The organism is Streptomyces sp. NPDC033178 (assembly GCF_055577685.1).
Map to the genome: position 1 here is coordinate 303348 of NZ_JBVIPT010000002.1, position 18488 is coordinate 321835.

Consider the following 18488-nt stretch of genomic DNA (forward strand, 5'->3'; position numbering starts at 1 on the left):
AGATGACGGGGACGTGGAAGCACCGGTGGGTAAGGCGCCCCGTCAAGGGGCGCGGGGAACTGCGCGCCCAGCCACGACGGACCCGCGGCCAACGACCAACCTTTCCCCCAGGCGGCGCCCCCGCCAAGTGGACGTGGGCCACAGGCTACTTCGCAGACGACGCGGCAGCGCCCGGCAGCGTCCGTCTCCAGCTCAACGCCCTCCAGGCCCTGTGCCGTCAGGCGTTCGCGGTCCGGCTCACCCTGATCGCGATCGGCGCCCCCTTCGCGACGGCCAACGCGACGGACGGCCCGCCCCGCTACGGCGTCCTCGCCGCGGCGGTCCTCGGCGTCATGGGCTCGTACGCCATGCTCAGGGACTGGGACCGCTTCGCCCCCCGCCTCCTCGCCCACCCCACCCTCATGGCGGTGGACCTGGTCTTCGGCGCGATACTCCTGCTGACCGCGTCCCCCGCCTCCCCCCTCGCGTACGCGGCCGTCTGCACCCCCCTCCTGGCGGGCCTGCTGTACGGCTGGCGCGGCTCCGGAGTCTTCACGGGGCTCCAACTCGTCGTGCTGCTCACGGTGTTCAGAGCCTGGGAGCACCGTCCGGGCGCCGGCGCCAGCACCCTCCTGGTCGCCGGCTTCTGCATCGCGGCGGGCATCGTCGGGGTCACCCTGCGCAACCTGATGTTCCACTTCGGCACGGCCAGCCAGGCCCTCGCCGAGGCCAACTCCCGGCTGGCCGTGGCGGAGGCCGTCGAGTCCGAACGGGCCCGCCTCGCCCGCGAGATGCACGACTCCGTGGCGAAGACCCTGCACGGCCTGGCCCTGGCCGCCGAGGCCCTCGCGGTCGCCGCCGACCACGACAGGGACCCCCGCGCCCTCAAGTCCCAGGCCACGGCGGTGGCGGGCGCGGCCCGTCGCGCGGCGGCGGAGTCCCGCGACCTCCTGACGGACCTCCGCCACCACACCGCGCTGTCGACCCCGCCCATGGACCTCAGGACGGAACTGACGTCGAGGGCGGCGGACTTCACCTCTCGCACAGGCATCACGGCGAGCGTCGACCACACGGCGCCCCCCACGCTCGTCCTCCCGCCCGAGGCGTCCCGCCACCTCCTGGCGATCCTCTCGGAGGCACTGGAGAACACGCACCGCCACGCGGCGGGGGCGACCCGGGTGGATGTGACCCTCGACGCCTCGCCCTCCTCCCTCCACCTGACCGTGCGGGACGACGGAACCGGCACGGCCGTATCCCTCGACGACGTACAACACCTGGCGAAATCCGGCCACTTCGGCCTGCTGGGCATGCTGGAGCGCGCGGCCTCGATGGGCGCGGGCCTCCAGCTGCACCGAGCCGAGCAGGGCGGCACGGAGGTCAAGGTCGACCTTCCGCTGGTCACCGCCCTGCCGGTATCCCCCTCACACACTCCTCAAGAGGAGGCCGCACATGCCTGACCAGGCACTTCCCGGCCCGCCCCTACGAGTGCTCGTGGCCGACGACAACCCCGTCGTCCGGGCGGGCCTGGCGGCCCTGCTCGACGCGCACCCCGACATCCGGGTCACGGCCCGGGCGTCGAACGGTGCGGAGGCGCTCACGGCCGCGACCCGCCACCGCCCCGACGTGATCCTGTTGGACGTCCGCATGCCTGGCACGGACGGCCTCACGGCACTGCCTTCGCTGGCCGCGCTGGCTCCCGTGATGATGCTGACGTACAGCCGTGAACCCGAGGTGGTGGCACAGGCGTTGAACCTGGGAGCCGTCGGTTACCTCGTGCACGGCGAGTTCACGGCGGACGAACTGATCACCGCCGTACGCGACTTGAGTGACGGAAGGGCCACCTTCACGGCCTCCGCCGCCGAGGCCGCCGCTGTGTCGGATTCACTCGGTGTTTCGTACGAACCGAACGAAATCTCTTCGCATCTGCAATCGGTTGTGGGACAGTCGTCGAAGGCTCGACCCGCCTCCGCGGCGGCGCTCCACCGTCGCGGCCGCAACTCACTGGAATTCGGGCTGAGTTCACGGGAGGTGGAGGTCATGGATCTCATCGCGGCCGGCATGAACAACCGGCAGATCGCCGCCACGTGCTTCATCAGCGAGAAGACCGTCAAGAACCACATCAATCGCATCTTCGCAAAGCTGCACAGTTCCACGCGCAGCGAAGCGATCGCCCACTGGCTGGGCACGGCCCACGGGGGGTGGAACCGGTGACTCCGAACTCGGGAAGTTGGGTCCCTGGACCCACCCGGAGTAGGCGTGTTCTCACGTACGGTGCGCGTGAAGGCAGTGGTTCTGGGTGGGAAGGAAGGGGACGTGATGGCGATGGGCTGGACGCTGAGGGCAACGGTAGGCGTGGAGCGGGCGTTGGAGACCTGGGCGCGGACCGTCTCCGACCGGATGCGCGGGCGGGATCGCGATCGAGGCGCCGGATTCGTCGAGTACGCGGGCTTGATGATTCTCATCGCGGGGATCTTCACGCTGATCGACGGGCTGGGGCTGGACGGTCAGATCTCAGGAGCGATCGGCGATGCGGTCGCGGACGTCGTAGGGGGCGGCTGACCCCACCTTGCATTCGCGGTGACCGAGGATCGACTCTCCCCATCTACATCTGGCTGACGGGGATTCTGCTCTTCGCCGCGTTCGCCTTCTTCGCATTCGCTCAAGCGGCGTCCGCCCGGAACGGAGCTCAATCCGCGGCGGACGCCGCTGCGTTGGCTGCCGCACAGAGCGCCCGGGACGACCTGATCGAGGGCCTCGGGGACGCCGTCGGCGGCGACCCCGACTGGTTGGACTGGCTCGACCCCGAAGCGCTCGAAGGCGGCGAGGCCGCCGCCGCGGCCGACGCGTTGGCCGCCGAGAACGACGCGACCGTCACGGGATTCGCAGGCGCGACCGTGGCCGGGTACCTCGGTTACGAGGTGGAGATCCAGACGAACTACACGGTTGGGGACTCGATCATCCCGGGCACGGAGACCCAGCACGCCAACGCGCGTGCCACGGCCGTCATCGAACCGCGGTGTGATCTCCCCGTGGACGCCGATCCCACGAAGCTCGTCACGCTCGACTGCGACGGCGATCTCGTGAACATCGACCCCGAAGATTTCGATTTGGACGACCTTCCCGACGCGTCCGTGCTGTTCTCTGTGCAACTGGCCGAGTGAAAGGAAGCCGTACCAATGAACATTCGGCGCACCATGAAGGGCCGCACGGTACTGACCGCGGTGGCGATCACGACTGGGCTGGTCCTCACGGTGGCCGGCTGCGGCGGGGGCGACGACGACAAGCCCGACAACACCGCGTCATCGTCTTCCTCCACCAAGAACGACGACGATGGCAAGGACAAGCAGTCGCAGGCACCGGGCGAGACCAAGGTGCTCGCGGAGTCCAAGCAAGGCGACATCTCACTCGCCATCACGTCGGCAGTGCGGGATGACGGGGGCTTCGTGACCGTCTCCGGCACGGTCACCAACGGCGGTTCGCGGCTCTGGGTCGCGGCGGACTGGCGCGGTGACGAGAACGAGTTGCGACAGAACGCCTCATCCGTCGCCGGCGCGAGCTTGGTGGATCAGACCGGCAAGAAGAAGTACCTCATCCTTCGTGACACCGAGGGCCGCTGCCTCTGCACGCGATTCGTCGGCGGCGTGAAGGCGGGAGAAACGGCGGAGTGGTTCGCCCAGTTCCCCGCCCCACCCGAGGACACCACCAAGGTCTCCTTCCAGGTCGGCTCCATGCCCCCCGCCGCCGTCGAGCTCTCCGAGGGCGAGTGACCATGTCCCTCACCCTCCGCACCACCGCGATCACCTTCACCGCCCTCACCACCCTCGTCTTCCTGACGCCCCTCACCCCGGCCCAGGCGGACGACGAGGACCCGAGTGCTCCGCCGGGCAGTGTCAGCAGCTCCCCACCCCCTGAAGTGGACGCGAACAGCCCAGGGCTGAAGCTCGCCGACGGCGCCACGCTCGCGCCCGCGCGGGCGCTGGACATCAAGTCGGTCGTCGAGGACCTCGGCGGCGAGGAACGCCGCGTGGACACCAACGAGGACGTGACGTTCGCGCTCCAGGCGGAGGTCCTCTTCCCGAAGGACAGCTCGAAGCTCAACCCCGAGGCACGCTCCCGCATCAAGGCGATCGCGGACGAGATCAAGGCCCAGAACGCCACGAACGTCCGCGTCTTCGGCTTCACCGACAACCTCGGCTCGTACGCCCACGGCCTGACCCTCTCCAAGAACCGCGCCGAAGTCGTCCACGAGGAACTCGCCGCGGCCCTCGGCGACACGAACGTCACCTTCGCGGTACGCGGCTACAGCGAGGACTACCCGATCGCCGACAACACCTCGGAACAGGGCCGCCGCAAGAACCGCCGCGTGGAGGTCACGTTCCCGAAGGGGGAGAGTTAGCCCCGAGCCCGGGTAGGAAGGCCGCATGACTGCACTAGGCGCCGTGTTCCGGCCTCAGCTGCCCCCAGAACGTCTGCGCGCGATGGTCCGTACGGCGGAGGACGCGGGGCTGGAGGAGCTGTGGCTGTGGGAGGACTGCTTTCTGGAAGGGGGGATCTCCGCGGCGGCGGCAGCGCTGGCCTGGACGGAGCGGCTGCGGGTGGGAGTGGGGCTGTTGCCCGTGCCGTTGCGGAACGTGGCCGTGACGGCGATGGAGACCGCCACCCTGCACCGGCTCTTCCCGGGCCGGGCGATCGTGGGCGTCGGGCACGGCGTACAGGACTGGATGGGGCAGGTCGGGGCGCGGGCCGAGTCGCCCGTGACGCTGCTGCGTGAGTACCTCGTGGCGTTGCGCGCGCTGCTGCGGGGCGAGCGGGTGACCACGGACGGCCGGTACGTGAAGCTCGACGGCGTCGCCCTCGACTGGCCCCCGCAGACACCGTTGGAGATCCTCGCCGGAGCCACCGGCCCGCGAACGCTCCGGCTCTCCGGCGAGTTCGCGGACGGCACCATCCTCACCTCCGGTACGTCTCCGGAAGGCGTACGCAAGGCGCGCCGACTCATCGACGAGGGGCGGAAGTCGGGCTCCCGCGACGGCACGCACGAGGTCGTCGTCTACCTCCTCACCGCCACCGGCCCGGACGCCGCCGCGCGCCTCCGCGCCGAGCTGGAGGCGGACGGCGTGGCGTCGGTCCCGGACCTCGGGGTCGCCGGGGACGCGAAAGCGGTCGCCGAGGCAGTCGGCCGTCTCACGGACGCCGGCGCCGACACCGTGATCCTCCAGCCGACCGCCGACGAACCGGACCCCGAGGGCTTCGTGCGCTTCACCGCCGAGGACGTACGCCCCCTCGTCCCGTAACGGCCCCGAGCCGCCGTCGCTCATGCCGGGGCCGACTGTCGGTGCCCGCTGCCAGACTCCCTCGGTATGAGCGAAACCGCCCACGCACAGCCGCCCATGCACATCCGCCCACGCACAGCCGCCCACGCACATCCGCCCACGCACAGCCGCCCATGCACATCCGCGGGCACCCCGGCACGTACAGCCCGGAATTCGGTCGCGGCGCACGAACCCCGCCTGTCACCATCGCCCGATGAGCCCGACCACTCCCTCCAACCCCTCCACGCCCTCCACCCCCGCCTTCGAAGAGCTCGTCGCCGAGGCCGTGGCCGCCCCCACCGAGGGCTGGGACTTCTCGTGGTTCGAGGGGCGGGCCACCGAGGAGCGCCCCTCCTGGGGATACGCGCGGGCCATGGGCGAGCGGCTGGCCGCGGCGGAGGCGGCCCTCGACATCCAGACCGGCGGCGGCGAAGTCCTCGCGTCAGCAAGGCAGTTGCCACGTCCGACCGTCGCCACCGAGGGCTGGCCGCCGAACGTCGCCAAGGCCACCGCCCTGCTCCACCCGCGCGGCGCGGTGGTCGTCGCCTCGCCCGAGGACGCCCCGCTGCCGTTCGCCGACGCGGCGTTCGACCTCGTCGTGAGCAGGCATCCGGTGACGGCACACTGGACGGAGATCGCCCGCGTCCTCGCCCCCGGCGGCACCTACTTCGCCCAGCACGTGGGCCCGAGCAGCGTCTACGAACTCGTCGAGTACTTCCTCGGCCCGCAGCCGGAGGCCAACCGCAGTGCCCGCCATCCGGACCGCGAGCGCGCCGGAGCCGAGGCGGCCGGTCTTGAGATCGTCGATCTGCGCGCGGAGCGGCTGCGGATGGAGTTCCACGACATCGGGGCGGTCGTGCACTTCCTGCGGAAGGTGGTGTGGATGGTGCCCGGCTTCACCGTGGACCAGTACCGGACCCGCCTCCTGAAACTGCACGAGCGGATCGTGACGGAGGGCCCGTTCGTGGCCCACAGTTCCCGCCACCTCATCGAGGCCCGCAAGCCCCGCCCTCCGGTAGAACGGCCCTAGAGCGCGTGGCCTGAACAAGTCCCTGAGGAGCGAGCGGAGTTGACGTTCGCGGGCTACGCGTGCGGGCCCGCCGTCACCTTCCCCACCACCAACTCCGGTTCGGCCTCCAGGACTTCACCGACTCGCTCCACCTGTTTCCCCAGCTCCCGCTCCTGCGCCCGGCTCAGCCGGCCCAGCGGCTCCACCGTCACCGTCGTCCGCTTCCCCTGCCGCCGCTGGTGCCAGACCCCCGCCACCACGCCGTCGACGAGCAGCACGGGAAAGTTCCCCGCCTGCCCGCCCGCCAGGGCCCGCTTGTACGCCGCGCCGGGGAACATCCGCTCGCGGGGCTGTGCGGCGATGGCGTACGCGTCGAAATAGGGGAGCAGCCGCACCCCGCGTACGGCCTCCGTCGGGAACTCCGTGTCGCCCGCCACCACCCACGCCGGCGCTCCCTCGAAGTCGACCCCCTCGATTCCGCCCGAGGCAGCCAGCGAGCCGAAGAGGTCGGCGGCCCAACCCCGGGGCGCGGCAGCCCACTTGGCGAAGTGCTGCGGCGTCGCGGGACCGTACGCGTGCAAATAATGGCGTACGAGTGTGGCGAGCGCCTCGTCCGCGGGGAGCGGGGTGAAGTGCGGCGGGCGCGTGTAGGCGGCCTTGCGGCCGCGGTTGGGTGCGAAGCACAGCGCGCCCGACTGGCCCGCGCGATGCATGACCTGGCGCCAGCGCGGCCACTTGCCCTGGAACGCCTCCATCACGAGGTCCCCTGCCCAGGGACCGGTGCGGGCCACGACCTCCTCGGACAGCTCGTCGATGGTCAGCTGCCGCCCGTCGAGGGCGTCACCGATCGCGGCGACGACCCGCTCCTCCTGCCCGTGCGTCATCCGCACGCCCGGAGGGGCGCTCGCACCGCTCGGTACGGCGGTCAGCGCGGCGCTCCAGAAGGGGAGCTCGGCGGCGGCCAGGAGATGGATCGTGCCGCGCGGCCCGTACGTCTTCACCAGGCTCCGGTCGTCCCACAGCGCCGCGCGCACGTCCTGGCGGGTCGAGCCGTCGAGCCGCAGGCCCACGGAGAGCTCGGCCGCCGACAGGACCTGCGCGTGCGTGGCGAGCATCGTGGAGACGACCTCGGCGACGGGGGTGCCGGCCGGGGCGGGCGCACCCAGCAGTTGCCGCTCGTAGCGCCGCGCGCTCGCCCCGTCCCATGTGATCCTCGATGTCATGGCGGCGACGGTAGACCGGAATTAGGTCAGATCCTGTCCGCTGCCCCGGTCTTGGGAGGAGTCGACCATGTCGAAGGGCAAGGGGCCCTACAGCTGTGGCCTGGACGCGGCCGTGGACGTCGTGGGCGGCAAGTGGAAGCCGATGATCCTTTGGGCGCTGCACGTGGGCGGGACCCTGCGCTTCGGGGAACTGCGCCGGAATATCGGGGGAGAGCACTCCCCGGGAATCAGCGAGAAGGTGCTGAGCCAGCAGCTGCGCGAGCTGGAGGCCGACGGCGTGGTGCACCGGGAGGTGTACGGCGAGGTGCCGCCCCGCGTGGAGTACTCGCTCACCGAACTGGGCAAGGCGCTGAACACCGCACTCCTGCCGTTGGGCGAATGGGGTGATCTGCACATGAAGGAAATTGTCGCCCGTAAACACCCAGGTTTGAGCAAAGAGCCTTCGGCCGCCGCACAGTCCGGGTGAGGGGCCCTCACGAAAATCCCGGAAACTCTCACAGAGTTTCCACATCGTTACCCCGGATGGTCCGTTGCACCTCTCCGGCTCACGTAAATTCGAAACAAGGTAATTCGCGTGAGCAAAGCTGCGCGGGACGGTACCGCGCGGAGGAGGGGGCCGCGCGGTGCCCTGCCTGCAGCGCCGGGGGGCGCGTTCGGGAGGCCCGTACCGGGGCTCCGGTCCGATCGGAGCCGTGAAGCGCCGGCGGCCGCGAAACCATCCTTGGCGTCAAGTGGACGTTCCTGAGGGCGTCACTCTTGGGGCGTACGTCCGAGGCGGATGGCCCAGTGCCCCAGAACCGCTCGCAAACCCCCTGGTTCCCTCCGGATTCGCCTCCGCAGCCTTGGAATCCGCTGTGATTCGGCCACGTTCTGCCCTTGAATGAACGCTTCCGCACCCACCCAGGCGTTGCCGGGCGACTCCGGAGAGTAGTTGTGGCACGCCGATGCACGCAGCATCACTTACGAAGGGTTATGGTGGAAACCCCCCCTCGGGCCGGTCCGTCTCCCCCCCACGGACCGGCCCGTTTTTTGTGCGCTCACACGCGCCCGGCGTACGCCCCTGAGGTGCCGTCGTCCTGTACGGCCCGCCCCCGACCACTGCCGCCCGGAGAGCAGAAGGCCTTGCACCCCAAGGGGGAGCGGCGCTTCGGCAGCGGTAGGGTGTCGCCCTCGGGGGACCGTTATCTGCACGGAGGGGCTGACGAAAACGTGAACCTGCGCGACAACCTGCGCCGCTTGCTGGTCAGGTTCTATGCACGCAGGGTGGAAGGCCACCTTGACCACGACCAGGTGCCCAAGCACATCGGGGTCATCATGGACGGCAACCGGCGCTGGGCGAAGGCGGCGGGCAGCACCGCCGCCCAGGGACACCGGGCCGGCGCCGACAAGATCGAGGAATTCCTCGGCTGGTGCTCCGAGACCGACGTCGAGGTCGTCACCCTCTGGCTGTTGTCCACGGACAACTTCGACCGCCCTGAGGAAGAGCTCGTACCGCTGCTCGGCATCATCGAGAACGTCGTGAGTTCGCTCGCCGCCGACGGCCGCTGGCGTGTGCACCACGTCGGTACGCCCGACATCCTGCCCTCCCGGATGCAGACCGTCCTGAAGGAGGCCGAGGAGTCCACCGCGCACGTCGACGGAATACTCGTGAACTGCGCCATCGGCTACGGCGGCCGCCAGGAGATCGCCGACGCCGTGCGCTCGATGATCCTCGACCACGCCGAGAAGGGCACCTCGATGGAGGAGCTCGCCGACAGCGTCGACACCGACATGATCGGCAAGCACCTCTACACCAGCGCCCAGCCCGACCCCGACCTCGTGATCCGTACGAGCGGTGAGCAGCGGCTGTCCGGGTTCATGCTCTGGCAGACGGCCCACTCCGAGTACTACTTCTGTGAGGTCTTCTGGCCGGCCTTCCGCAAGGTCGACTTCCTGCGCGCCATGCGCGACTACGCGGCGCGACACAGGCGCTACGGAGGCTGAGCTTCCGGGTGGCCCCCGCTCGCAGGGGGCGCCATCAGGGACGTACGTCATCTGGTGTTAACGAACGCGCCGTCATCACCCTTGGCATGGCATCGCGCGTTCGAGGGCATAAGCCTTGCAGGTCGACACCCGAACCACGGGTGTCGTATCTCAGCGGACGGCACGGGGCCGTCCGCCCGGGAGGCCCTTTGCACCAGCCCGACCGTGCGGTCAGTACGGACGAAGCGGAGAGGGCCGGTAGTCGGCCCGTGCATCGCGGCCGGACACCGGTCCAGCTCTCCTCCGTCGCTCCCCGACCTCATCCGAGGGGGTACGTCCTTCCGTGGTGACCAGCACAAAGCGCCGTATGCCAGACCGGCGCACCTATGTTCTCGACACCAGCGTCCTGCTGGCCGACCCGCACGCCATGAACCGCTTCGACGAGCACGAAGTAGTGCTTCCGATCGTGGTGGTCACGGAATTGGAGGCCAAGCGGCACCATCCCGAACTCGGCTACTTCGCCCGGCAGGCCCTGCGTCTGCTGGACGACTACCGGGTGAAGTACGGCCGTCTCGATGCCCCCATCCCCACCGGGGAACTGGGCGGGACCGTACGTGTCGAGCTCAATCACTCGGACCCCAGCGTGCTGCCCAGCGGCTATCGCCTGGGGGACAACGACTCCCGCATCCTCGCGGTCGCCCGCAATCTGCAGGCCGAGGGGTTCGACGTCACAGTCGTGTCGAAGGACCTGCCGCTCAGGATCAAGGCCTCCTCGGTCGGGCTCCTCGCCGAGGAGTACCGCGCCGAACTCGCCATCACGGGCTCCTCCGGCTGGACCGGAATGTCCGAACTGACACTCTCCGGCGAGCAGGTGGACCTCCTCTTCGACCAGGAGACCCTGTACGTCCCCGAGGCGTCCGACTATCCGGTCCACACGGGCCTGATGATCCAGTCCGAGCGCGGCAAGGCCCTGGGACGCGTGACGTCCGAGGGCAACGTCCGGCTCGTGCGGGGTGATCGGGAGGCCTTCGGCATCAAGGGCCGCAGCGCCGAGCAGCGCATCGCGCTGGATCTGCTGCTGGACCCGGACGTCGGGATCGTCTCGATGGGCGGCCGGGCCGGCACCGGAAAGTCGGCGCTCGCCCTGTGCGCGGGCCTGGAGGCCGTGCTCGAACGGCGCCAGCACCAGAAGGTGATGGTCTTCCGTCCGCTGTACGCGGTCGGCGGGCAGGAGCTCGGCTATCTGCCCGGCTCCGAGTCCGAGAAGATGGGCCCCTGGGCGCAGGCGGTCTTCGACACGCTCTCCGCGGTCACCAGCCGCGAGGTCATCGAAGAGGTCACCGCACGCGGAATGCTGGAGGTCCTGCCGCTCACGCACATCCGCGGCCGCTCCCTCCATGACGCGTTCGTGATCGTGGACGAGGCCCAATCCCTGGAGCGGAACGTCCTGTTGACCGTTCTGTCCCGAATCGGCGCGAATTCACGGGTGATCCTGACTCATGACGTGGCCCAGCGGGACAATCTCAGGGTCGGCCGGTACGACGGAGTCGTGGCCGTCGTGGAGAAGCTGAAGGGCCATCCGCTCTTCGCGCACGTCACACTCACCAGGTCCGAGCGCTCCCAGATTGCGGCGCTTGTGACCGAAATGCTGGAGGACGGGCACATCTGATTCCACCTGCCACCACTTGTGGCATCTGTCCAACGGGTGGTGGCTACACGGTAATTGACGCCGTCCGGCAAAGGCTGAAGAGCCTAGCCGGGCGGCGTCCTGGCGTGTGCTCGTTTCCGAAAAACTCCTGGGGCAAACGAGGTGTGAGCTTTCACACCCGACACAGAATTGCCCTCCGGCGTCGGGGTGCGGCAGAGTCTCACTCCTGTCAGGCCCCGCATACGACACACCTGTGCCCCCAGCGGTACGGCACCACAGAAGTAACAGAACTCCATAAAGCCGTCGTATGCCGCCCGAGCACCACGCGGCGCTCCCCTCGTGGGAGTTGCCCATCGGGCCCGTGCCTCCCGTGACCCCGCAGTTGGGAGGCCAGCGCCAGGGGCACGATTGCGTCCGCGAGGGTCACCTGTAGCGGGCGATGCTGGAAGGAAACCGTGTGAGCCGGATTTCGGTCCGGGGATTCGCAGTGGCCTCGGCCACCGCGGTCACCGCTGTCGGCGCTGTCACCGGTGTTGCCTCGGGCAACACCGCGTCCTCGAGCGACGACGCGGAGGCAACGGCAGCAGGCGCGACGCTTCTCGCGGACATACCCGCGGGTGCGCAGGCGCAGGTGCAGACCGCATCCCTGACTCAGCAGGCCGACTCGCAGGCCATCGCGGCCGACGCGACCGCCAAGAAGGACGCCGAGGAGTCCGCGCGCAAGCAGGCCGCCAAGGACGCCGTCGCCAAGCAGAAGGCCGCGGAGAAGGCCGAGCAGGAGGCGAAGGAGCGCAAGGAGGCCGAGAAGGTCGCCAGCCGTTCCGCCACGCGTGACGCCTCCAGCTTCCCGACGCAGTCCTCGTACAGCGTCGCGGAGATCCAGGCGATGGCGCGCCAGATCGTCCCGGCGGACCAGTTCCAGTGCTTCAGCACCATCGTGGACCACGAGTCCAGCTGGAACTACCGGGCGGACAACCCCACCTCGGACGCCTACGGTCTGATGCAGGCGCTGCCCGGCTCGAAGATGTCCTCCGCCGGCGCGGACTGGGCGACCAACCCGGCCACCCAGATCAAGTGGGGCCTCGGCTACATGAACGACCGCTACGGCAGCCCGTGCGAAGCCTGGAACTTCTGGCAGGCCAACAACTACTACTAGGCCGACAGCCACTCGGTCCTCTCAACCTTTCCAGAGCCCCTCACCGTCCTACGGTGGGGGGCTTCTGCCATGTACGGTCGATGCCGACGACTCCAGGGGGGAGTGGTGGGGCACAACGGGGAAAAGGGACGGATCATGTCGAGAGTGCCAGGGTGGCTCGGCCGGCTCGGCGCCGGACTCACCGCAATGGGAGACCGGTTGAACGCGCGCCGCGCGCAGGCCGAGAAGGACGACGACTTCGGCGGGGGCGACGACTTCGGCCGGAGCAACGGCACCGATCGGGGCGGCAAGGGCAGCGCCGACACCCCGGCCGCGTCCAACGCCACCGGGAACGGCACACCGCCCCGGCCTCCCTCCCCTCCCTCGTACGCTCCCGTGGCCGCCGCTGCCGCTCGCCCCGATCCCGCCGCGGCCGTTCCCTGGGGCATGCGGGTCGCCGCCGAGGCCGGGTGGCGACTGCTCGTACTCGCGGGCACCGTCTGGGTGTTGATGCGCGTCATCAGCGCCGTGCAGCTCGTCGTCCTCGCCTTCGTCGCCGCGCTGCTCATCACCGCGCTGCTCCAGCCCACCGTGGCGCGGCTGCGGCGGTACGGGGTGCCGCGCGGGCTCGCCACCGCGCTGACCGCGACCCTCGGCTTCGTGGTCATGGGCCTCGTCGGATGGTTCGTCGTCTGGCAGGTCATGGAGAACATCGACAACCTCTCCGACCAGATCCAGGACGGCATCGACGAGTTGCAGCGCTGGCTGCTCAACAGCCCGTTCCACGTCACCGAGGACCAGATCAAGGACATCGCGAAGAGCCTGCGCGAGGCCGTCGGCGCCAACACGGACGAGATCACGTCGGCGGGCCTGGAAGGCGTCACCGTCATCGTCGAGGCACTCACCGGCATCCTCCTCACGATGTTCTCCACGCTCTTCCTCCTCTACGACGGCAAGCGCATCTGGCAGTGGACGCTCAAGCTGGTGCCGGCGGCGGCGCGGCCCGGGGTGGCCGGGGCGGGGCCGCGCGCCTGGCGCACGCTCACGGCCTATGTCCGCGGGACGGTGATAGTGGCGTTGATCGACGCCATCTTCATCGGCCTGGGCATCTTCTTCCTGGACGTCCCGATGGCTGTCCCGCTGGCCGTCTTCATCTTCCTGTTCGCGTTCATCCCGCTGGTCGGTGCCGTCGTCTCGGGCGCGCTCGCGGTCGTGGTGGCGCTCGTGACGCAGGGGGTCTTCACCGCGGTGATGGCCCTCATCGTCGTGCTCGCCGTCCAGCAGATCGAGGGTCACATCCTCCAGCCGTTCATCCTCGGCCGGGCGGTTCGGGTCCATCCTCTCGCCGTCGTCCTTTCGGTGGCGGCGGGTGGGATGGTCGCGGGCATCGGCGGCGCGGTCGTCGCCGTCCCGCTCGTCGCCGTCACCAACACGGTGGTCGGCTACCTCCGCTCGTACTCCCAGGAGCCGGTGTTGCGCACGTCGCCCGTGCCGCGGGGGGCGACGGCGACGGGGGCGGCCCCGGTGGAACACCGGCCGCCGGACGGGGCGTCGTCGTAGGGCGCTTTTTCTCGCCCCCGCCGCCCCTACCCATTCCCGTCCCTTTTCGGGGGCCAGCCCCCGAACCCCCGCTCCTCAAACGCCGGAGGGGCTGAATTTCAGCCCGTCCGGCGTTTGAGGACGAGCGCGTTCAGCGCGATACGGGGGTTCGGGGGCGGAGCCCCTGAGGAAGTGACGGGAATGGGTAGGGGCGGCGGGGGCGAAAAAAGTCCGAAGCCCCGCCCACCGTGAAGGTGAACGGGGCCGGATGAGGGAAGCCGGCGGAGCTACTCCGCCAGCACCGCCTCCGAGTCCAGGGTGACTCCCACCGCCTGGACGACCGCCGCGATCTTGAACGCCTCCTGGATCGTCTCCCGGTCGACCCCGGCCTTGCGGAGCACCTGTTCGTGGGAGTCGAGACACTCCCCGCACCCATTGATCGCGGACACGGCCAGCGACCACAACTCGAAGTCGACCTTCTCCACACCCCGGTCGCCGATCACGTTCAGACGGAGACCGGCCCGCAGGGCCCCGTACGCCGGGTCGGAGAGCAGATGCCGCGTGCGGTAGAAGACGTTGCTCATCGCCATGACGGCCGCGGCGGACTTGGCCGCCGTGTACGCCTCGGGAGAGAGCCTCGCGTTGGCCTCCTCCTCCAGTTCGCGGAGGACACGGGGGGACCGGGAGGCGATGGCGCAGACGAGTACCGTCCCCCACAGCTGCTGCTGCGTCAGCTCGGACTTGCCGAGCACCGAACCGAGGTTCAGCCGGAGGTCCTTGGCGTAGTCCGGGATCGCGGACTTCAGCGCGTCGAGCGACATGGTTCACTCACCGGCCGGCGGTTCGAAGGCGGACGGACGGTCACCTACGGCGAGCATGGGGCTCCTCTTGGGTGACGGAAAAGACCGCTTCGCGGCCTTCCGTGCGGGTTGGACGCCGCCAAGACTGCCATGGAGCAACAGGCCGGTGAAATACGCCAAGTCGGGGCAAGCCGGGTGATGACGTCGGCAACGGCTGCGCCCCTCCCTCTCGGGGGCGCAGCCGTGGGTGTGCCGACAGGCGCGCTACTCCGTGCGCAGCCCGTCCGGGCGCATCAGCCGCAGCAGTGGCGGCACGCTGAGGGCCGTCACCACGAGGACGACCGCCGAGCCGATGCCCGTCATGGCCAGGACGCTCAGCCAGTCCACGGTCACCTTGGTGGCCGTCATCTTCAGCAGGACCGCGCCCAGGGTGAGGCCCACCACCGAGGCGAGGACCAGGCCGAGGGCGACCGGGATCGCGGTCTGCCACAGCACCGAGAGGCTCAGTGTGCGGCGCCGTGTGCCGAAGGCGACGAGGACCGACAGGAGCTTCTTGCGCTCGCGCAGCTGCTCCAGCTGTGAGACGAGCAGGCTCGCCCCGATCAGCGCGAGAACACAGGCCGCGCCGACGAACAGCCCGGTGCGGATGGAGCCGAAGGTGTCGTCCCGCTCGCTCGCCGAGTACGACCAGGGGCTCGCGAGCGGGTCCACCTTCGTCGCGGCGTTGCGTACGAGTTCACGCACGTCCGGGACCGCCATGTCGAGCTGGAGGTAGATCTGCCCGTCGAGGGTCGAGGCCGCCGCGGTGGGCAGCGCGCTCGGGGTGAACAGGAAACCGCCCCGCTCCCAGCCCTTCGGGTCGTTGCGCGTACCGGCCTTCTTGATGTCCCGCGGCACCGTCCAGGCAACCTCCTTGCCCTTCTCGGAGTCGCTGTAGGAGGGGTCGATGTAGAGCTTCTGGCCGGCTGCGGCGAGCTTCGGGGTGTCCGTGTCGTACTCGGCGCCGTGCACGGCGAAGACATCGCCCTCGCGGCACGAGGGCAGCTTCGCCACCTCGCGCAGGGAGGCGCAGTCGCCGACGGTCAGCCCCGCGGCCTTCTCGGGGTCCTTCCTGCCCTCGCCCAGCCAGCCGTCCGAGAGCGCCATGGCGTCGCGCACACCGCGGGTCTCGGAGAGGCTCTGCCGGGCCTCGGCGAGTGAGGCGGTCCTCGGTACGGACATCTGCATCTGGGCGCGCGAGAGGTCGTTGCCGGTGGACTCCGTGTAGTCGCTCTGGACTCCGGAGAACAGCATCTGCAGGGCGATCGCGCCGGCCACCGCCACCGCGATGCCGTTCACCATGCGGGCCGCCGTACCGCTGCTCAACTGGAGCCTGCGGACCGCCAGTTGCCAGGAGACCGAGCCCGAGTTCAGCCGGGCCACGACGGCCTCCACGATCCACGGCAGCAGCGCGGTGATGCCGACGAGGAGCAGGATGACGCCACCGGTCACCATGTACTCGTTGAAGTTCCCGTTCTCGGTGCCCTTCCCGATCATCGGGACGAGCAGTCCGATACCGCCCAGCGGCAGCAGCAGCCGCCACCACAGGCGGCGTCGCGCGGGCCTGGCCGTGCGCACCACGCCGAGCGGCTCGATGACCACACCGCGCAGGGCGAGCAGCGTCACCGCGACCGCGGCGGCCGGGACCGCGACGGCGATCAGGACGGCGAGTACGGGCGTCGGGTTGAGGTAGCTCGGGAAGACACTGAAGCCGAAGACCTCGACAGAGCCTGCGATCTGACGGGTGATCAGGAAGAAGCCGGTGCCGAAGAGCAGCCCGAGCACCGCCCCGGAGAGCGCCTCGCCCGCGGCGATCCGGCGGGTCATCCGGCTGTCGGCGCCGACCAGCCGCAGCGCCGCGAGCCGGCGGTCGCGCCGCTCGCCGCCGAAGCGTACGGCCGCGGCGATGAAGACGCCGACCGGCATCAGCAGCACCACGAAGACCGTGAGGACGAGCAGCAGCAGGACCGGGTCCATCTCCTCGGAGGGCGCCTCCTTCCCCTGGAAGGTGTTGATGCGCGTGACGCCGGCGCTGTCGCCGTACCGGGCCAGGCTCTCGCCGCCCGAGTAGAAGGCGAGTTCGGCCGAACCGATGAGGCCCGGCTCACTGATCGTGCCGGTGACCTTGTCCGGCAGCCGCTCGCGCAGCAGCTTGGCGTCCTTGGACTCCAGCAGCTCCTTGAGCGCGGGGGACACGACCATCTCGCCCGGCGCGGGGAACTTCTTCAGCCCCGGCGGCAGCGGTGCCCGCAAGCCCTCCGGCTCCAGCTGGCGGCCGCGGACGTCCTGGCTGTGGAACTCGGTGTCGACGTTCGCCACGAGCACGGTGTTGTCGGCCTTGGGCGGCTCGGACTCGCCGAACATGTTGTCCATGCGCGCGTACTCGCGGTCGGACCGTGCCTGCATCGCGCTCGGTATCGCGGTGGTGAGCAGCAGCAGCGCCACGCCGAGACCGACGCCCACGCCCGTGAGCAGGACGCGCACCCAGCCCTCGCGGCCGCCGGTGAACGCGAACTTGGCGCCCATGGCCAGGTCCTTCGACCACTGGCGTGCACTCATACGACGCGCTCCATGTCCCGGGACTTGCCGTCGCGTACGACGATCTCGCGGTCCGAGTAGGCGGCCACGCGGGCCTCGTGCGTGACGAGGACGACGGCGGCGTTGGCGGAACGGGCGGCCTCGGTGAGCAGCTCCATCACGCGCTCGCCGTTGAGGGAGTCGAGGGCGCCGGTGGGCTCGTCGGCGAAGAGCACCCGCGGGTCGGTGACCAGCGCGCGGGCGACGGCGACGCGCTGGCCCTGGCCGCCGGAGACCTCGCCGGGCCGCTTGGCCTTCAGGTCGTCGACCTCCAGCTGCTCCATCCGGGCCAGGGCGGCGCGCTCGGCCTCCTTGCGGGAGGAGCCGTTCAGCCGCAGCGGCAGCGCCACGTTCTCGACGCAGGTCAGCTCCGGTACGAGCTGGCCGAACTGGAAGACGAAGCCGAACTGGGAGCGGCGCAGCGCGCTGCGCTGGGCGTCGTTCATCGTCGCCATTTCCTGGCCGCCGTACATGATCGAGCCCGAGTCGGGCGTCACGATGCCGGCGAGGCAGTGCAGGAGGGTCGACTTGCCGGAGCCCGAGGGGCCCATCACGGCGACGACCTCGCCCGGGTGGATGGAGAACCCGGCGCCGTCGAGGGCGTTGGTGGGGCCGTACGCCTTGCGCAGGTCGTGGGCCACGAGCAGGGAGCCTGCGGGGGTCATCGAGTCACCGCCTCTGCGAGCTTGCCGAGGCGCGCGGCGGTGAGTTCCAGCCAGCGCAGGTCGGCTTCGAGATGGAAAAGTGCGTGGTCACAGATCAGCTGGTCGGCGAGATCGCCCTTGCGCTTGCGGTCGGTGAGCATCCGCATCATGCGCAGGTGCTCCGCGCGCTGCGTGTCGAGGATGCCGGACGCGTCGCGGTGCGTCAGGAGCGCGAGGACGACCTTCGTGTAGAGGGTCGACTGGAGGTACGGCTCCGGCTTCTCCGGTGTGGCGAGCCACCGCTGGACGTCGGTGACGCCTGCCTCGGTGATCGCGTACCGCTTGCGCTCGGGGCCGTCGCCCGCCTCTATCCCGTCGACCTCCACGAGGCCGTTCTTCAGCAGCCGGGACATCGTCGAATAGACCTGGCCGTAGTGGAGCGGCCGGTCGTGACCGAACTTCTCGTCGAAGGCCCGCTTCAGGTCGTAACCGTGGCGGGGCCCGGACTCCAGGAGTCCTAGGAGCGTGTGACCGATGGACATGCGGAGCACTGTACACAGGGCGTATACACCGCGTGTATACGCACCGTGGATAGCCGCCTTCGAGGCGTATGGGTCCGCA

Annotated in this window: 18 protein-coding genes; 13 read left to right on the top strand and 5 right to left on the bottom strand. The window is 69.8% G+C overall.

Annotation, left to right across the window (positions count from 1 at the left end):
- The first annotated feature begins 2 nt into the window (after nucleotides 1-2).
- The 8 genes from ACZ5VQ_RS05285 to ACZ5VQ_RS05320 all read left to right on the top strand — a co-directional run bounded on the left by ACZ5VQ_RS05285 (nucleotide 3) and on the right by ACZ5VQ_RS05320 (nucleotide 6321).
- Nucleotides 3-1436 (top strand): sensor histidine kinase, encoded by a 1434-nt coding sequence (locus ACZ5VQ_RS05285; RefSeq protein ID WP_469103768.1) that lies wholly within the window; start codon nucleotides 3-5, stop codon nucleotides 1434-1436.
- On the top strand, nucleotides 1429-2190 hold the full coding sequence (locus ACZ5VQ_RS05290) for a response regulator (protein WP_469103769.1): 762 nt from the start codon (nucleotides 1429-1431) through the stop codon (nucleotides 2188-2190). Before ACZ5VQ_RS05285 ends, ACZ5VQ_RS05290 begins: the two co-directional genes overlap by 8 nt.
- A 111-nt stretch (nucleotides 2191-2301) precedes the next feature.
- Nucleotides 2302-2538: a hypothetical protein gene (locus tag ACZ5VQ_RS05295; protein ID WP_469104068.1), complete on the top strand. Its 237-nt coding sequence runs from the start codon at nucleotides 2302-2304 to the stop codon at nucleotides 2536-2538.
- A 53-nt stretch (nucleotides 2539-2591) separates the two neighbouring features.
- A complete protein-coding gene (locus ACZ5VQ_RS05300) occupies nucleotides 2592-3140 on the top strand; it encodes a pilus assembly protein TadG-related protein (protein ID WP_469104069.1) in 549 nt (182 codons plus the stop codon).
- 15 nt (nucleotides 3141-3155) lie between these two features.
- The gene (locus tag ACZ5VQ_RS05305) at nucleotides 3156-3746 is read left to right on the top strand and encodes a hypothetical protein (RefSeq protein WP_469103770.1); all 591 of its coding nucleotides are present in this window, start codon (nucleotides 3156-3158) and stop codon (nucleotides 3744-3746) included.
- Nucleotides 3747-3748: 2 nt separating this feature from the next.
- Nucleotides 3749-4375, top strand: a complete 627-nt coding sequence (locus ACZ5VQ_RS05310) for an OmpA family protein (RefSeq protein ID WP_469103771.1) — start codon at nucleotides 3749-3751, stop codon at nucleotides 4373-4375.
- Nucleotides 4376-4400: 25 nt separating this feature from the next.
- Nucleotides 4401-5273, top strand: a complete 873-nt coding sequence (locus ACZ5VQ_RS05315) for an LLM class flavin-dependent oxidoreductase (protein ID WP_469103772.1) — start codon at nucleotides 4401-4403, stop codon at nucleotides 5271-5273.
- A 232-nt stretch (nucleotides 5274-5505) separates the two neighbouring features.
- Entirely contained in the window at nucleotides 5506-6321 is an 816-nt protein-coding gene (locus ACZ5VQ_RS05320; protein ID WP_469103773.1) for a class I SAM-dependent methyltransferase, read from the top strand.
- A 53-nt stretch (nucleotides 6322-6374) separates the two neighbouring features.
- Here ACZ5VQ_RS05320 and ACZ5VQ_RS05325 read toward each other — a convergent pair whose 3' ends face one another.
- Nucleotides 6375-7523, bottom strand: coding sequence for a winged helix DNA-binding domain-containing protein (locus ACZ5VQ_RS05325; protein ID WP_469103774.1), 1149 nt, complete (start codon nucleotides 7521-7523; stop codon nucleotides 6375-6377).
- 67 nt (nucleotides 7524-7590) lie between these two features.
- Between ACZ5VQ_RS05325 and ACZ5VQ_RS05330 the strand changes: the two genes are divergently transcribed.
- The 5 genes from ACZ5VQ_RS05330 (at nucleotide 7591) to ACZ5VQ_RS05350 (ending at nucleotide 13828) form a co-directional block, all read left to right on the top strand.
- Nucleotides 7591-7989 (top strand): winged helix-turn-helix transcriptional regulator, encoded by a 399-nt coding sequence (locus tag ACZ5VQ_RS05330; protein ID WP_469103775.1) that lies wholly within the window; start codon nucleotides 7591-7593, stop codon nucleotides 7987-7989.
- A gap of 743 nt (nucleotides 7990-8732) precedes the next feature.
- Nucleotides 8733-9506 carry an isoprenyl transferase gene (locus ACZ5VQ_RS05335; protein WP_200396099.1) on the top strand — a complete coding sequence of 258 codons (774 nt, stop codon included), beginning with the start codon at nucleotides 8733-8735 and terminating at the stop codon, nucleotides 9504-9506.
- Between the two features lie 322 nt (nucleotides 9507-9828).
- A complete protein-coding gene (locus tag ACZ5VQ_RS05340; protein WP_200396098.1) occupies nucleotides 9829-11154 on the top strand; it encodes a PhoH family protein in 1326 nt (441 codons plus the stop codon).
- Between the two features lie 436 nt (nucleotides 11155-11590).
- Nucleotides 11591-12289: an aggregation-promoting factor C-terminal-like domain-containing protein gene (locus ACZ5VQ_RS05345; RefSeq protein WP_469103776.1), complete on the top strand. Its 699-nt coding sequence runs from the start codon at nucleotides 11591-11593 to the stop codon at nucleotides 12287-12289.
- A 135-nt stretch (nucleotides 12290-12424) separates the two neighbouring features.
- On the top strand, nucleotides 12425-13828 hold the full coding sequence (locus ACZ5VQ_RS05350) for an AI-2E family transporter (RefSeq protein ID WP_469103777.1): 1404 nt from the start codon (nucleotides 12425-12427) through the stop codon (nucleotides 13826-13828).
- Nucleotides 13829-14094: 266 nt separating this feature from the next.
- Here ACZ5VQ_RS05350 and ACZ5VQ_RS05355 read toward each other — a convergent pair whose 3' ends face one another.
- The 4 genes from ACZ5VQ_RS05355 to ACZ5VQ_RS05370 form a co-directional block, all read right to left on the bottom strand.
- Nucleotides 14095-14628, bottom strand: a complete 534-nt coding sequence (locus ACZ5VQ_RS05355; RefSeq protein WP_469103778.1) for an alkyl hydroperoxide reductase — start codon at nucleotides 14626-14628, stop codon at nucleotides 14095-14097.
- Nucleotides 14629-14871: 243 nt separating this feature from the next.
- Nucleotides 14872-17205, bottom strand: coding sequence for an ABC transporter permease (locus tag ACZ5VQ_RS05360; RefSeq protein WP_469103779.1), 2334 nt, complete (start codon nucleotides 17203-17205; stop codon nucleotides 14872-14874).
- Nucleotides 17202-17888 (bottom strand): ABC transporter ATP-binding protein, encoded by a 687-nt coding sequence (locus ACZ5VQ_RS05365; RefSeq protein ID WP_362088310.1) that lies wholly within the window; start codon nucleotides 17886-17888, stop codon nucleotides 17202-17204. Before ACZ5VQ_RS05365 ends, ACZ5VQ_RS05360 begins: the two co-directional genes overlap by 4 nt.
- The gene (locus ACZ5VQ_RS05370; RefSeq protein WP_143636691.1) at nucleotides 17885-18409 is read right to left on the bottom strand and encodes a PadR family transcriptional regulator; all 525 of its coding nucleotides are present in this window, start codon (nucleotides 18407-18409) and stop codon (nucleotides 17885-17887) included. Before ACZ5VQ_RS05370 ends, ACZ5VQ_RS05365 begins: the two co-directional genes overlap by 4 nt.
- Nucleotides 18410-18488: the final 79 nt, after the last annotated feature.

What these genes read in the sequence shown, in the direction of transcription:
- ACZ5VQ_RS05285 (WP_469103768.1), top strand. Translation starts at nt 3, where the DNA reads ATGACGGGGACGTGGAAGCACCGGTGGGTAAGGCGCCCCGTCAAGGGG.
- ACZ5VQ_RS05290 (WP_469103769.1), top strand. Translation starts at nt 1,429, where the DNA reads ATGCCTGACCAGGCACTTCCCGGCCCGCCCCTACGAGTGCTCGTGGCC.
- ACZ5VQ_RS05295 (WP_469104068.1), top strand. Translation starts at nt 2,302, where the DNA reads ATGGGCTGGACGCTGAGGGCAACGGTAGGCGTGGAGCGGGCGTTGGAG.
- ACZ5VQ_RS05305 (WP_469103770.1), top strand. Translation starts at nt 3,156, where the DNA reads ATGAACATTCGGCGCACCATGAAGGGCCGCACGGTACTGACCGCGGTG.
- ACZ5VQ_RS05310 (WP_469103771.1), top strand. Translation starts at nt 3,749, where the DNA reads ATGTCCCTCACCCTCCGCACCACCGCGATCACCTTCACCGCCCTCACC.
- ACZ5VQ_RS05315 (WP_469103772.1), top strand. Translation starts at nt 4,401, where the DNA reads ATGACTGCACTAGGCGCCGTGTTCCGGCCTCAGCTGCCCCCAGAACGT.
- ACZ5VQ_RS05320 (WP_469103773.1), top strand. Translation starts at nt 5,506, where the DNA reads ATGAGCCCGACCACTCCCTCCAACCCCTCCACGCCCTCCACCCCCGCC.
- ACZ5VQ_RS05325 (WP_469103774.1), bottom strand. Translation starts at nt 7,523, where the DNA reads ATGACATCGAGGATCACATGGGACGGGGCGAGCGCGCGGCGCTACGAG.
- ACZ5VQ_RS05330 (WP_469103775.1), top strand. Translation starts at nt 7,591, where the DNA reads ATGTCGAAGGGCAAGGGGCCCTACAGCTGTGGCCTGGACGCGGCCGTG.
- ACZ5VQ_RS05350 (WP_469103777.1), top strand. Translation starts at nt 12,425, where the DNA reads ATGTCGAGAGTGCCAGGGTGGCTCGGCCGGCTCGGCGCCGGACTCACC.
- ACZ5VQ_RS05355 (WP_469103778.1), bottom strand. Translation starts at nt 14,628, where the DNA reads ATGTCGCTCGACGCGCTGAAGTCCGCGATCCCGGACTACGCCAAGGAC.
- ACZ5VQ_RS05360 (WP_469103779.1), bottom strand. Translation starts at nt 17,205, where the DNA reads ATGAGTGCACGCCAGTGGTCGAAGGACCTGGCCATGGGCGCCAAGTTC.
- ACZ5VQ_RS05365 (WP_362088310.1), bottom strand. Translation starts at nt 17,888, where the DNA reads ATGACCCCCGCAGGCTCCCTGCTCGTGGCCCACGACCTGCGCAAGGCG.
- ACZ5VQ_RS05370 (WP_143636691.1), bottom strand. Translation starts at nt 18,409, where the DNA reads ATGTCCATCGGTCACACGCTCCTAGGACTCCTGGAGTCCGGGCCCCGC.